At 48.3% G+C, this 15,316-nt stretch carries 9 protein-coding genes; 2 read left to right on the plus strand and 7 right to left on the minus strand.

All coding sequences use genetic code 11. The features are described from left to right. Positions 1 to 2: 2 nt before the first annotated feature. The 7 genes from HQN90_RS12105 to HQN90_RS39575 form a co-directional block, all read right to left on the minus strand. Positions 3 to 1,445 (minus strand): L-fucose/L-arabinose isomerase family protein, encoded by a 1,443-nt coding sequence (locus HQN90_RS12105; RefSeq protein ID WP_173218542.1) that lies wholly within the window; start codon positions 1,443 to 1,445, stop codon positions 3 to 5. A 162-nt stretch (positions 1,446 to 1,607) separates the two neighbouring features. Then, entirely contained in the window at positions 1,608 to 5,819 is a 4,212-nt protein-coding gene (locus HQN90_RS12110) for an OmpL47-type beta-barrel domain-containing protein (protein ID WP_173218544.1), read from the minus strand. A 38-nt stretch (positions 5,820 to 5,857) separates the two neighbouring features. Then, positions 5,858 to 6,742 carry a carbohydrate ABC transporter permease gene (locus HQN90_RS12115; protein WP_173218546.1) on the minus strand — a complete coding sequence of 295 codons (885 nt, stop codon included), beginning with the start codon at positions 6,740 to 6,742 and terminating at the stop codon, positions 5,858 to 5,860. A 14-nt stretch (positions 6,743 to 6,756) separates the two neighbouring features. Next, positions 6,757 to 7,656 carry an ABC transporter permease gene (locus HQN90_RS12120; protein WP_173218548.1) on the minus strand — a complete coding sequence of 300 codons (900 nt, stop codon included), beginning with the start codon at positions 7,654 to 7,656 and terminating at the stop codon, positions 6,757 to 6,759. Positions 7,657 to 7,727: 71 nt separating this feature from the next. Continuing rightward, positions 7,728 to 9,425: a type 2 periplasmic-binding domain-containing protein gene (locus tag HQN90_RS12125; protein ID WP_173218550.1), complete on the minus strand. Its 1,698-nt coding sequence runs from the start codon at positions 9,423 to 9,425 to the stop codon at positions 7,728 to 7,730. A gap of 179 nt (positions 9,426 to 9,604) precedes the next feature. Further along, positions 9,605 to 11,272 carry a response regulator transcription factor gene (locus HQN90_RS12130; RefSeq protein ID WP_173218552.1) on the minus strand — a complete coding sequence of 556 codons (1,668 nt, stop codon included), beginning with the start codon at positions 11,270 to 11,272 and terminating at the stop codon, positions 9,605 to 9,607. After that, a complete protein-coding gene (locus HQN90_RS39575) occupies positions 11,265 to 13,085 on the minus strand; it encodes a histidine kinase (RefSeq protein ID WP_173218554.1) in 1,821 nt (606 codons plus the stop codon). Before HQN90_RS39575 ends, HQN90_RS12130 begins: the two co-directional genes overlap by 8 nt. Before the next feature lie 188 nt (positions 13,086 to 13,273). On the opposite strand from HQN90_RS39575, the gene HQN90_RS12140 reads away from it, so the two are divergent. Beyond that, entirely contained in the window at positions 13,274 to 14,062 is a 789-nt protein-coding gene (locus HQN90_RS12140) for an AraC family transcriptional regulator (RefSeq protein ID WP_173218556.1), read from the plus strand. Positions 14,063 to 14,185: 123 nt separating this feature from the next. Then, positions 14,186 to 15,283: an SGNH/GDSL hydrolase family protein gene (locus HQN90_RS12145; RefSeq protein ID WP_173218557.1), complete on the plus strand. Its 1,098-nt coding sequence runs from the start codon at positions 14,186 to 14,188 to the stop codon at positions 15,281 to 15,283. Positions 15,284 to 15,316: the final 33 nt, after the last annotated feature.

Here is a 15,316-nt window from a genome sequence, read left to right on the forward strand (position 1 = left end):
CCTTAAACGATTTGCAGTTCGATGCCCAGCACTTTGGCAACGTTGCGGATTTTCGGGGCGACATGCCCAACGCCCAGGGCGAAATGGTGGGTCGGTCCTGCCGAGCACCATTTTTCAACGAACTCGGCAACCGAGCAGCCGAAGCTGCAGCGCGTGTTCGTGTTGCCGGTTTGGGGAATTTCACCCTTGATCGACTCGCCTTCTGTAGCGATCATCTTGAATTTGCCGTCTGCCGTTTGTGAAACCCCTAGCAAGGTGACCGGACCTGACTTGATGCTGAACTCAACACCGATGCCGGAGCCGCGCTTGCCGTGGAACAAATCCAGCCCACGAATAATTGGTCGGCCATCGCTGATTTTAATGTTATGCGGCCCATCATGGCCGACCAGCACGATGTCGTCTACGAAGTCGCATGGATGAAGCTCCGCGAACGAGCCTCCTGCGTCGAGCCTGTCCATAATCAGCATCGCTGCGCATGTCTTGAGATCCGCTTCGCCCGCAAGCGGTATCCCTTTGCCTGTAAGTAGTGAATTGCCAAGCACCAAATTTGAACCGATCCGCTCGTATTCATTACCATCCACACCTCGGTAATAATAAGCAAGTCCAGTTAAACCATTCTCCGCCACGAGTTTGTCGAGCCCTACAGCAACCTTTGCCGACCAATCCAAGTCTTCTGGCTTTATGGGTCTCGTCACAGGATCAATAAACGGATCTGCGATCGTAAATACACTCTTGATCTCGTCGATTTTGTCCGCTGTTTCAGCAGCGCTTACACCGTTCACCAGTTTAGCCAAATCGCACATTTCCAGCATCTGCACATGGGAGCCGAATGCGGCTGTGAATGCCGTCGGGTCTGAATTCATGTCGTACATTCCTTCGTAAGTGTGACCCAAGTAGCCAATTCGTGCATGCTTGAAAGCACGACGCGCATTCGCGACCTGACACCATGACCTCAGCTCGTTCGCAGCCCGCGGATCGTCATGCAGCGTACCAACGATCATGCCAGCGGCAGGTTTTCCCGCACGGATCAACACCCCACCGATTTCCGGAAGCGAACAGATATTATCATTGGCAAGCTGCATGTACGTTGTCGTGTTGCGGTAGTCAAGCCGTTTTCTTGGCTGAAGCGCAACTAGAACAGTTGGCACGCCAACGTTCAGAATCGCGGTAGCTGCCGATGATGAGGTTACATATGTGCTCAAAAAACAGAACAGAAAATCGATATCTTGACGTTTCAGATATGAAGCCGCTGAGAATGATTTGTCGACATTGTCTACAAAGCCAGCAGAAACGACCTCGACCTCATTCGCCGCCAACATCACTTCGAATTCCTTACCGTACCCGATCAGTTCTTCCCGAAGCCCGGGAAATTGCTCCCAATAGGGCTCATGCCCTACCGTTATTACGCCTACTCGCGCTGACGCACGTTTGAATGATACACTCATTTTAAGTTCCCCTCCGATTGATAAAGATTACATTATTAGATTAATAAATATGAGGTTTTCAAACAATGAGCGGTACAATAATAATTAGTAAAATTCTACGAATCTCTACATACAATAAAACAACCAGCCTAACTCTTAGGCTGGTTGTTTTGTGTTCCCCTTTTACCCCGCGTCAATTTGAAAACTGAGCATCTTGGTTACTTCTACATTTCCGACCCCATCCTTTGACCGGTAGCTAACCACATACTGGCCAGGATATGTAAACGTGATCGGTGCCATATAAGGCTGCCAGGTCGCCCCGTTATCCAGACTATACGCTGTCGCAGCTACACCCGTCTTGACATCCGTAGCAGTCAGGGTGACGGTAACTGGACTGACATACGACCCATTCGATCCGTCCGGCTGATCCGGCGATAAGGATGCCGTTGTCTCCGGTGCTTGCTGATCCCATTCAATTTTGCCGAAGAGACTTGTATCCTTCGCATTGCCAATCCCGCTTGCCCACTCCAGCCAGCCGAGTCGTCCAGCGCCATCATTATCATTCACGAGGAGCGAGATATACATTGGTTTTGTCACATCCGCCATATAGGGATATAGTTCAGACCATGCGACATGAATCTTATAGATCTTCTTCCCGCTTTGTGTGCTATCGACAAGTAAGCTGCCGTTCTGTACGAGTTGACCTGCCGGTGTCCAGTTGGACGGCAAATCCCCGCCAATATACTGAGAAGACCCCTTATACAACTTAGGACCGCCTGCGGTGAGTGCTGCCTGAAACTCCACTTGAGCTCCAGCTAAACCTATACCTGACGTATCCAAGGCAAATTGGACACTGTCACCCATCCAATAGTTCCCAACCGACTCATTTTGCACAAACGTAGGATCTGACACGTCAATGACCAGATCGAGTCCATCATCCGCAGCGCCAACCGCAGCTCGAGCAGCAAACCCGGAAGGTTGCGAAGAATTAATACTAACGATATTCCAATCTTGATCGATCCAATGAATATCCCTGCTCAATGCACCGGTCGTACGGTTGAACAACATTCCTACTTTTCCTGAATCAGCGGCTGTCACATTTTGCCTGGCTTTCTCGTAATCCGACAACAGCACATCCATGGTAGGTGTCAAACCAGCAAGATAGGTCGCGTTTACATGGCTGATAAAGTACATTTTCTGAGGTTTTAACTGCATGTTGGACAAGGAAGACTCTGTTCCCCCCGTCCAATCGCGTACAACGGTTCCATTCGTGAAAGCTCCTGAAAGAGCAGAAGCAATCGGAGCAGCGTTCGCATCCTCAGACCATACAATGAGAAGAGGCGCCCCGTCACTTTCAAAATACACGGCTTTCTGATTTCCGCTGAACGAGTATTCGCCTTTGTACACAACACTTTTCCCTAACGTCTCTATAAATCGATGCATGACGACGGATTCGAGCCTTGGCTCGATTTGCGGTGTTTTTCTGAACAATCCGGCCGCCTGCGTGAACCAGCCCTCTGCATGAGCGAAAGGAATGGCCTCACGTTCTGTTAAATTCAGCATATCGAAGTAGGCAATCTGCTGAACGCCATGCTTCATTTGGAACATGTAATCAAACAGCATCGTTCTTGAAATCTCAGGATCAGAAGGAAGAACCTTTAAGTCGGAAGCATTTAAGAGCCCTGCATGGCTTTCCGAAGTTACCCATGGTTTCGACGGTACGCCATACATTTGATCATACTTTGCATAATCTCTTGGATCTGGAAACTTGCCATGCAGCGATAGCTTATCGAAATATCGGTCTCCACCGAGACGCAGCAGTTCGTTGTAAAATGGCAAGTAGCGGAAGCCGCCCATCCCGCCAATCCAAATTTCCGAGTCGGGCTGGATACTTTTTATCGTCTCATAACCCGTCTTTAACAGCTCCACGAATTTCTCCGGCGTATCATTCCAGAAAATGCTTCCCCCTTTGAGATGGGGTTCATTCCATATTTCCCATTTCTTAATCCGATCGCCATAGCGTGTCACGAGTGCCTGCAGAAAAACAACAAAATCGTTCATATCCACGGGAGCGTAAGAGGCATACCCTGGAACAGCAATATAGATCGTTGTATCTTCCGGATGGGGAGAAGCCCATTGCGGCGTGAATACAATGTTGCCTATCATTTCCAATCCATAGCTTTGCAATTTATTAATATGCTCATCAAATGCCGTCCAGTTGAATGTACCGCGACTCGGCTCCAGCGCTAAATTGGCATCACCAAATTGCGTCCCCCATGGAACAGTGTGAATTCTCGCAAAATCAAAACCTACCATATCCGCGAGTTGCATGGATTTTTCTCCATCGAGACCATAACTAAAGCCAAACAATGGATTTCGATCCGCTTTGCTTTTGGACTGGCTTTCAACGACTGCTACCGCGTATCGATCGCGAACAAATTCGGCCGGCGTTCTTTTGGGGTTAGATAAGATACGATAAGATTGCTGAAGCGGTAATGAGCCGGGAACCCCTTTTTTGGTGTAGTCGAAAGCGACTTCATAATAGCCTTCGCGATCCGGTGTCCAAGCCCAGCCAGCCGTAAGTAACGTTTGACGATCCACCGTTATTTGCGTAACAGCCTGATTATCCGTATCGTATACCGTACCGATTACTGTTTGTACGGCAGATGGCAGTTGTCCTTCAACTCCCTTAAACACAACGTTCTGGCCAATCTTCCACCAGTTAGCGAACGTATTCGCCTGAAGCGGAAAGGATTCAACAGCTTCCATTGCGGCGTCGTCATAGTAAATCGTTCCTTGATTACTGACACCGTTTAGTTTAACGGTAGCCAAATTCAACTGAATTTGATTCGTGCCTGCCGGAAACTGACTATTATTAATCGTAAACGCAATGTCAGTCCAATCATTGCTGCTCAAATTAGGAGGGTTAGCCGCAGCCGTTCCCAGGAATGCCCCATCTTTAAAATAACTAATGAATACCCACGGCCCATTGCCAGCGTAATCGACCGATTTTTTCGCCTTTACCGACGTTTTAATCGTTTGCATCCCGCTGTCAATCGGGATCATTTTGGAAGACCAACCCGCTCCCCCCGTACCTGTAGCGTTAATATAAAGCGCGTTTGTACCGCTGAACTTGGTTGCAGTCGTTATCCCCATATCCACGTTCTGAGCTCCACTCCACAAAGAGGAACTCCAGTCGAGGGGCACCAGCTTCGAATTGCTCAGCTTCGTTTCTTCAAATCCGGGATTCGCTAAATCGTAATACCTAGAAGTTAGCACGCTAACTTCATTACTTGGAGCCGATAGATTCCCCGATCCATCTCTAGCTTTGACTGTAAAGCTATATCCGCTGTAGGACTCAAGACCGTTCACCGTGTACGTGACCCCGGTAACCGTCGCGACTTGCATCCCATCTTGGAAAATATCATAGCCTGTCACACCGCCATTGTCTGTCGATGCCCCCCATGATAGCGTGACACTTTTCATCTTAATGGCTGAGCCGGTTAGATTAGCTGGTATTGTAGGCGCTTCCGTATCATTGGTGACGAAGGCATTGCTCGCGGTAGATTCGTTCCCTGAGGCATCAAATGCTTTCACAGTAAAAATATCACTGCTTTTGGCATTCAGTCCACTCGCGGTAAAGGTAAGCCCTGTCACAGTGCCCACTAACGTCGTTCCTTTGTAAATATGGTAACCGGCCACACCAATATTGTCGGTAGAAGCATTCCAAGCCAAATCAACGCTTTCAGGGGTTTGACCTGCAGCATGGAGATTTATTGGCGTAGTAGGTGCTTGCGTATCTGGTAGCACTTCCATCGTTACATCATCATAATAGATTTTTCCTTGGTAAGGTGAACCACCTGCTAACGTAGCAAGATTCAACCAGATCATATTCGTTCCCACCGGAAACTGGTTGCTATTAATCGTCAAGGTTATTTCAGTCCATGCACTGCTGCTTACGCTGACAGCCGGCGCACTTGTACTACCAAGAAAAGCCCCATTATTTCCATAACTGATGAATACCCAAGGGCTATTTCCGGTATAATCACTCGTCTTTCTTACCTTTACTGTACTCTTGATGGTAGGCATGCTGCTGTCAATTGCAATGGATTTAGAGACCCAACCGGCAGCACCAGAATCCGCTGCACGGATATAAAGAGATTTGGTCCCGCTGCTGTAGACATCCGTCGTGACACTACTGTCGACAGCAACCGTTCTCGACCATAGGGCTGACGTCCAATTCACTGGCATTAGCTTGGATTGACTTGTCGTGGTTTCTTCAAATCCAGGATTGAGTATGTTGATCATGGTAGCTGCTTGCGCATGCCTTGACACGGTGGGAATAAACGTAATCATCAAGGTGTAAATCATCAGCCAGATCACCGTTTTCTTCATTCATTAATCCCTCCTATATAAACTGCATTACAAAATAGCTACTCCTTCACACTACCCAACACAATCCCTTTCGTGAAATACCGCTGAAGAAATGGATAGACGATCAAGATTGGCAGCGCCCCAAGAAAGATTTGCGCTGCGCGGGCCGTTCGGTCAGAAACGAGCGCGATCACCTCCAGATCGATATTACTCTTAACCAAGGTATCGAGGCCGACTACCACCGTGTATAAATAGCTTTGAAGAGGATAATTGGTCGGCGAATTCATGAAAAGGATGCCGTCAAACCAAGCATTCCAATGCGAGACAATGGCAAACAGCGTAAGCGTCGCCAAAGAAGGCGTCGACAGCGGCACATAAATACGCCACAGAATGCGCCAATGTCCGGCGCCGTCCATCAAAGCGGCTTCCTCCAATTCCTTGGGCAAACTGCGGAAGAAATTGAGCAGAATCACAACGTTGAATACCGGAACAGCGTTATGTAGTACGAGTGCCCAGACAGAGTCAATCAGCCCAAGCGAGCGTATCGTCATATAGAGCGGAATAATGCCACCGCTGAACAGCATGGTAAAAACGAATAGCCAGACGTAAACCGTTCGTCCTTTCAGCGCAGCCCCTTCTTTGGAGAGCGGATAGGCGACCATGATCGTCAATACCATATTCAGCGTCACGCCGAGTGCAACCCTCTGGAGGGTGACGATTAATGATTTCAGAAATTCCGGTTTACTCAAAATAAAATCGTACGATTTCCAGGTGAAATCAACCGGCCAAAATCTCACATCGCCTGCTGCCACAGCGTTGTTCGAACTGAGCGACAACGAAAGCAGATGGATCAGCGGCAAGATACATAAGATGGATAAGCCCAAAAGAACCGTGTAGTTCGAGATAACGAACACTTTTCGCGGCCAGGATGTAGAATCGAGCATCACGAGTCCTCCTTTTAAAAGATACGGTAGTTTGCAAATCGGTAGGCTAAGAAATACGAACTAGAGATGAGGATTAACGAGACGAGTGACTTGAAGAGCCCCACAGCCGTTGCGACGCCGTACTGCGCATCAATCATCCCGATTCGATATACAAAGGTGTCGATGATATCCCCACTCTGGTAAACGATAGGGCTGTATAGATTAAATACTTGTTCGAAGCCGGCATTAAGTACGTTGCCAATGCTGAGCGTAGCTAACAACACGATGATCGGCGCCATGCCGGGCAGTGTAATGTGAAGCGTTTGCTTCCAGCGGCCTGCCCCATCTACCCTTGCCGCTTCGTACAAAGCAGGATTAATCCCGAGGATAGCAGCTAAATAGACAATCGTGGAGAAACCAAATTCTTTCCACTCATTGGAGATGACCAGCGTGAACGGAAACCAACGGTTGTCGCCAAGGAAAAAAATGGGGTCAATTCCGAGACCCTGAAGCCCCGCGTTCACGATCCCCGTTTTCGGTGAGAGCACATCAAGTAGAATGCCGCTCAGGATGACCCATGATAAGAAATGCGGCAAATAAATGAGCGTTTGCATGAAGCGTTTCATCGCTTCTTTGCGAATTTCATTCAGTAGGAGCGCTACGACGATCGGTATGATGAGTCCAGCGAGAATCTTCATGATGGCGATATAGACTGTATTCCAAAGCACCTGATAAAAATCCGGAAGCTCCATGACATAGCGGAAATTGTCCAATCCGATCCATTTCGAATGAAATAAACCTTTCGTCGGAATAAACTTTTGAAACGCAATGGCCGCTCCTGCCATCGGATAATAACTAAATATTAAGATCGCTGCCAAACCTGGAATCAACATGGCATGCAGGGGGATCTGGATTCTCCACGTTCTGCTCTTCATTCTGTCATCCCTCCGTATTTCGTCATAGAAACGTAAAGGGACAGAGCTTGAGCTCCGCCCCCTGTTGTTTCCTATTTGTTCTTGTTGTACCAATCGTTCACTTCTTTCTCGATCGTTTCGCCGCCCAGCTTCTTAAACTCGTCTGCGAATTTGTCAAAATCATCGATGGGCGCGTCGCCCATAATGATTTTCGTATACGTCTCGTATACCTTTTTCTTCAGTGTAGGCAGCTTCTCCGACATCGCAGGGGTAGCGGAACCAATGAACAGATTATATTGACCAATTTTAGCCTGGTCGTACTTATCAATCACGCTGTAGGTACCATCGGCACCCATGACCATATTGGAAAACCACATGGTATCGTCGCCAGCTTTAAACTTTGACATGCGATCGTAGTGAATGTTCGCTGGAAAATCGAGCTTGCTTCCGTCGCCTTTCTTGAGGGCTTCCTGTACTTTGCGGAACGCATCGAGATTCGTATTAAGCGGATCGATCACGACTGGTGCGTACTTCCCTGGGAATATCCCCGTTTTGCTGTCTGAAATGAACGGATTCGGATTAGGGGCATAGGACGTTTCGTAAAAGCGATTTGTATAAATATTAGCCAACTGAATGACGGCCTCCGGATGCTTCGAGCCTTTCTTCACCACATAGAACGTGTTGGCCGTATCCCAAAGCTGAGGATTGGCGGGCTTCGCATCAATGGAGAAGAGTGGATACACTTTCCACTGCGCCTTCGGATCCTTCGTATGGTTTTCTTTTTGAATAAATCCTCCGTCAGCGACCGTTCCAAATGCAAGCCCTACACGTCCGGCTGCCACATCCTCTTGAATTTTCGTCGTTGGTTTTACCCCGAACTCCTTGTCAAGCACGCCGTCCTTATAAAGCTCCTGCAGCTTTTTAAGCGGCTCCTTCATCTCTTTCTGAACGCTGCTGTAGACGAGCTTACCTGCCGAGTCCTTGACGAAAATATCTACGTAGGCATGATATCCGTTAAAGAATCCATTTAGTGAGCCGTGACCTCCATCCATGAAGTCCTTGTTCAGCGCAAGACCAATTGTGTCTGCCTTGCCGTTGCCATCTGGATCCTGTTTAGCAAATGCCGTTGCTGTTTTGAACAGATCATCCATTGTTTTCGGCTCTGGCAAGTTCAGCTTTTGCAACCAATCGGTTCGTACATAGAGCATCGGCGCTGTACTGATACCACCGTTGGCATATGTTTTGGGAATGCCGAGAAGTTTACCGCCGATCGTTGCAGCTTTGAACCCTACGCCGGCATCCTGATTTAACACGTTCTTTAAATACGGCGATGCCGCTTGTTCCCATACTTTCGTGAGATCCTCCAGCATGTCAGCATCAGCGAGCCGCTTCATCTCTTCTTTATTTACTTCCAGGAAGTCAGGGATATCCCCAGATGCAACCGAGACGTTCAGCTTCTGATGATATTGCGAAGCATCGACTGACCATACGTTTTTCACTTTTATTCCGTATTCGTTTTCAAAAATCTTCGTCCAAATGTTGCTGTCAATCGAATCACCTTGAGCGTATTTAAACGTTGCGTCGACAGAGCGAACTGTGGATACCTCGATTGGCGGACTGTATTTGCTTAGCGGCTGGGCGCTTGTCGCCTGCGAAGACGACGGACTTGTCGATGCACTGCCGGGTACAGCAGGCTGATCTTCTGATTTGCTGCAGGCGCTTGCGACGAGCGATAAGGCGAGGAACGCCCCCAGTGAAGCAGCTCCAACCTTTTTATTTCCGATGTTCATTGCCGTTTCCCCCTATTTGGAAAATCGTTTCTATTCGGTACAACTTTATTATAAAATCAAATGAGCTTTGTTCGAAACGGGACAATTTTGCGGCAATTGACTTTTTTTAACTAGTTTCTTGAAGCTTCTCAGAGATATCATGAAAAAAGGCGGCCAAGAATATGGTCGCCAGTAACCGACTATTTAGCTGCGGATTCGCGGTATTCCTGTGGAGTTACCCCCGTCTCCTTCTTGAAGAGTCTTGTAAAATAAGCCGCCGAATCTAGTCCGACAAGTGCAGCAATATCTTGAATTTTATGATCGCTTGTTCTAAGCAGCTGTTTGCTTCTGTTCATCCTAACTTCGGTCACATATTCAAGTAATCCTTGCCCCGTTGTCTGCTTATACATGCGCGACAAATAAGGAGAACTCAGATGGACTAGCTCGGAAATCTTCGTCAATGACAGTTCCTCATTCAGGAATTCGTTGACATATTGCCTTATACGTCCAATTAAGTCAGTCGTCCGCTCAGCCTGCTTCCGTCCGTTATATTCCGCCAGTGAGTCAGCTATAGCAGCAAGATGGCGTACCGTCAAACTTAGATCGGCTTGCACAGGCAGCTGGATCAACGCTTCTAGACTAAACGCCGCGCCAATTAGCGAAGCTAAACGCCGCTTATTTATGTAAGTAATAAAAAACGCCGACATCGTGGCGATTAGCTCCAGTTTAAGCAATTCGCCTTCTTGACCATCCGGCAGAACAGACGCTTTTACCGCGAGTTCGGCAAACAAGTTGCGACAAGCTTCCCTCTCGCCATTGTCGAGATAGGTTTCGAGCAAGTCCAGATTACGAAGATACGCCCGCATATCATTCTCTGCGAAGAAGTCTCGGCTTGACCTTTGCTCTTCCCCTGCGGCATCGGAAAGTTCCCTCATCAAAACTTCCGAATCATGATAAGCTCCGCCAGCCAGCTGAATTTTGAGCATATCAACGCGGGGGGACAAGTCTTCCCACATGTATGGTGTAGAAGCAAGTATGAGTGAAATGGGGACCTTAAGTAAGCTTTTTGTGGCATTTTGAATAAGCTCGGCGTTACCCGCAAGCAGTTTGTATGCCTGATCATCAGCAAGCGTCCGTTCTTCAGCTTCACGGCACTGAACGAGCCATACGAACCTGCCACGGTCATAGGGGAAAGCCGCAAAGTTCAACGTCTCCTTCAAATATTCTTCCGCTATATTTTGAATGGAATAGTATAGCAGCGCTTTATCGCCCGGCAGGACGAAGGAGCCCCACTCGTCGATACGCCCCAAGGCGATCTGCACCGGTCGCCTTGCGTCCAGCCCAATCTCAAGCTCCGCGAACCTCCGTATCCTTGCATCGAGCGAATCCACTTCCCCTTGTGCGAGCTGCAGCAAATAATCACGCTGTAGGGACGGTACAGCTATATGCAGTTGTTCGCGAGATCTCTTTAAGATGTCTTCACTGTCAATCTCCCTTGCGATATCGTCAAGTGCCTTACGAATCGCACTTATGATCGCTTCGTCCCCCTCCGTCTTGAGGACATAGTCGATGCCTCCCTTGCGGATAGCCGACTGGGCATAACCGAAATCGTCATATCCGGTTAAGAAGATGACGCGACAGCGAGGCCATCTTCCACGTGCAAGGTCCGCCAGCTCCATCCCACTCATGCCGGGCATTCGAATATCTGTCAGCAGTAAGTCGATTTTTCCCTCCTCAAACTTATGAAGAGCTTCCCTCCCGGAATATGCCTTTATCATCTCGGCTTCCAGCCAATCCAGCTCCATCAGGGCATCCGCCAAATATTTGACGGCAAAAGGTTCATCATCTACAATCATTAGCCTAATCATTGGTTAACCCTCCCTCCCTTTCTTCTTGAGTTGATGCGGGAAGCGGAAGCACAATCGACACACTAAGCCCTCCACTTGGTCTCGATGCAATGCGAACACCCGCTAGGTCACCGTATTTTAGCCGGAGCCTTCGGTGAACATTCAGCACACCTGTGATTTCAGTTGGTTGGTCTTTGCCATTCAGCCAACCTTGCCAATGTTCGAGCTCATCTGCCGTCATCCCTTTTCCGTTATCCTCGACGCTAACGAATAATAGTACGCTGCCGCTATCATGAGTGACGGTCGTGAACCGAATTTTCACATGCCGATTCTCATGTTCGAATTCAAAGCCATGTTGGTAGGCATTCTCGACAATTGGCTGTAGAATGAGGCGAGGAACCATGAAGGTCTTAAACGCTTCCTCCACTTGATCGATCGAGAATGTAATATGCCCGGAGAACCGAATCGTTTGAATTTCGCAAAGCGCACGAACATGCTGCAGTTCCAGCTCCAGCGGTACCTCTTCCACTCCGTTTCGCGTGACATATTGGAAATAATCGCCCAAATATTTGGAGAACCGGGTTGAATTATCAAAGTCGTGCGCCTTCGTCATCCGGTAAAGCAAGTAGAAACTGTTATATAAAAAATGCGGATTAATCTGCGATTGGAGCTGCTTTAGCTCCGATTGCTGTACGCGGATTTTTTGTTCATAGACTTCAAATACAAGCTTATTGAGATGGGTCACCATATAGTTGAATTGTTCATATAAATCATGGAATTCATCGCTGCTTTTATAAGCCAGTGCGACCTGCAGATCACCGGATTCCACCTTTCGGAAAGCGCGAATAAGCTTTTGGAGCGGTCTGTGGATCAACCGATACATATAGAGTGAAAAGAGCACAACAACCACGATTCCGACGAGCGTAATCAGCCACATGTATAACCGATATCTGTCAAGCGCTCCCATAACAGCGTTTTCAGGAACAAAAGCAAGCAGCGTTACTCCGAGCGCAGGTGAATAAGCCGAAACCGTTAAGAATCGCTGCTTCTCGATGGAAACAGTCCTCATTTCAGCTGGAGCATCTGTCGTCCCGGCTTTCTCCAATTGTAAGGCTTGCTCGCGCAGCGGACTGCTGATGGAGGCATACGCTTCTTCGTTGCTCGTACTCACGATCGCCCAATCCGGGTGGATAACCGCAGCTCCTCCAAGTTTACTATCTGACATTTGGGACAAATATTGTTTGATCTTCGGAATAGACAGCTCCAGCTCCAATACGAACATCGGGTCGCGTCCCTCTGCTACTTGCGTTGTAGGGTAATACTCCCGCAGCAGCACCTTTTCCCCCTCATGATAAAAGAGTCCACGGTGCGGAGCCGCAGCGTCTTTCTTCAACTGCGACAACTTATCCGCAAGCAAATTGCCGGACAGTTCGTCCGTCGAAATGGTCCTGCCGATTGGCGGTATATAGGCGCTTGCCCTAGCCACGTAAAGGCTCGACTGTTTCATCATATTTAACCTGGCCTGAAACCGTTTGATCGCGGTCAGTTTTTGGTAGTCCGTTAAACTTTCGCTCGTAATACTGAGCGACTCTAGATCTTCGTCGTTCACATACTCGCGCTGCAGGCGCAGCAATCGATCGACTTCATTTTCTAGCGATGTTCGATAGAAGAGAAGCTGGAACTGGAGCGATTTGAAAATTTCTTGGCGTACGAGTGTGGATCCCCAATCGTTAATCCGCGTACCTACGACATACATAGGCGAGATGACGATCAAGAACGTCACAATTAATTTACTCAGAATCGAAAACCTTCTATTCCCCCATCCGTTTCGCACAGATTCACCTGCATCTTTCTTTTCTTTTTATTATATAGGAGACTAGGACTACCGAATACTATTGGATTCCTTTCAGCATAATGATATCCACTTGGATCTGGCTAGGAAAATGACAATGATTATTGGAGGCAGGCTACGATTTTGTTATAATCAGCTAGACTTCCAATGAATGTAAGGAGGATTGCACGATGATTCATCCGATCGCTATTTACTTCGAGCATTGTGAACCGGATTGGCACGTCCCTCGCGCGGCTGCCAATAATCATATATTAATTTTGATGACTGGCGGTGAGATTACGTATTCCGTTGGCGACCAATCGTTTACCTTGAAAAAAGGTGATCTTCTGTTCGTACCGGAAGGACACATTCGAAGCGCACTCAACCATTCCAAGCGAGTCCACGACATGTATGTCGCGCATTTCCGCTATGCGGGAACCGGGGACGGCTTGCCGCTGCTTGCCGAGCCCGCTTGTAGGCTCACAAGACCGCACAACTTCGATTACATCAAGCAGCGTTTCTCTTCGCTTACCCAGTACTGGCTTCAAAAATCGACATACACGCAAACCCTTTGCCACAGCGTACTTCTGGAAATCATTGCGATTATAAACGAAGAAGCCCATACAGGAGCGATAACGCACCCGAAGGCTCATGGGATTACCATGCAGCTGAAGGACTACATTTTGCATCATTACCGCGAACAGATCGACATGAAAGAAATGGCCAATTACATTGGTCGAACGCCGAACTATATCAGCACCGTCTTCCGCGAAACAACTGGTCAAACGATCACGGAATATATCCAACAAATTCGAATCGCAGCCGCATGCGATCTCTTGACCGGCTCTCAGATGAGCATCGGAGAAATCTCCGATTTCCTCGGTTTTTGTGAGCAGTCCTACTTTAATAAAGTATTCAAAAAAGTCACGGGTACGATGCCCTCCGCCTACGTAAAAGAGCGTTTGAAGGTGTGGCAGTAATTTTCAAAAATTGTAGAATTACTCTAAAAAACATCCCAGTGTTCATTGTTTCCACTGCGTTTTTTTCCTACAATGAGAAGTATTCAGATCGACAACCTTCCCATTAACTGGAGGAATCACCAGATGGAAACAACCGCTAATTCTAATCAAAAGCTTGACGCGAACCTGCAGCCCGATGCCCCCCGCTCTGACCGGTGGGAATGGCATTCGCCGCTTGCCGCCCCTTTCCGCATAACCGGGCTGCCATGGCTTGAACAGGATGGACTTTATCGAAGATTACCGCTGCATCCTAGCCACCCTATACGATCCGAAGTGGATCGTCTTGCCAATTTCACAACCGGCGTTCAAGTTCGCTTTCAAACGGACTCCCCGAAACTTGCAGTTAGAATCGTACTGGCGGACAAAGCTACGATGTATCAGATGCCCGCTACGGCGCAATGCGGCGTAGATTGTTATATCGGCTCGCCCGGTGAGCAGCTGTATGTGAACACCACACGCTTCGAGCTTGCGCAAGCGGAATATGAGAGCGTTCTCTTCGAATCCTTTTCCAATGAGATGCGGGAAATTACGCTGAACCTCCCCCTCTATCAAGGAGTCAAGGAGCTATGGGTCGGAACTGAGCCTCATGCCTCGGTGGCTGAATTTCAAGGATTCTCCTCCGATAAGAAGGTACTTCTTTACGGTACTTCCATCACCCACGGCGCTTGTGCATCCCGTCCAGGCATGGCGTATCCGAATCAATTAAGCCGAATGTTTTCACATGAGTTTGTAAGTCTCGGTTTCTCAGGAAACGCACAGGGGGAGCCCGAGTTGGCTCATCTTATCAGTCAAATCAACGATCCGGCCTTGCTCGTACTCGACTATGAAGGAAATACGCCTAGCACAGACCATCTGGCACAATCCTTGCCGACCTTCATTCGAATCTATCGCGATGTTCATCCGAACACCCCCATTCTCGTGATCTCCCAAATCCGTTTTGCCAAGGAAGCCTTCGACGAAGAGCTGCGTCAGCGCCGGGAAGCACGAAAAGCACTTCAACGTGGCATCGTAGAGCGCCTGAATCAAGAGGGAGATGCCTATATTTACTTCTGTGACGGTTCGGAGCTGTTAGGTCCGGACTATCAAGAATGCACGGCCGACGGGATCCATCCTTCGGATTTGGGCTATAAACATATGGCCGAAAGACTTAGGCCCGTTTTTATGCAGCTTTTGCAAATATAGGATGTAACCATATACCTGCCCAGTTGGCGTTTG

The sequence above is a fragment of the Paenibacillus alba genome (assembly GCF_013204855.1).
GTDB lineage: Bacteria > Bacillota > Bacilli > Paenibacillales > NBRC-103111 > Paenibacillus_E > Paenibacillus_E alba.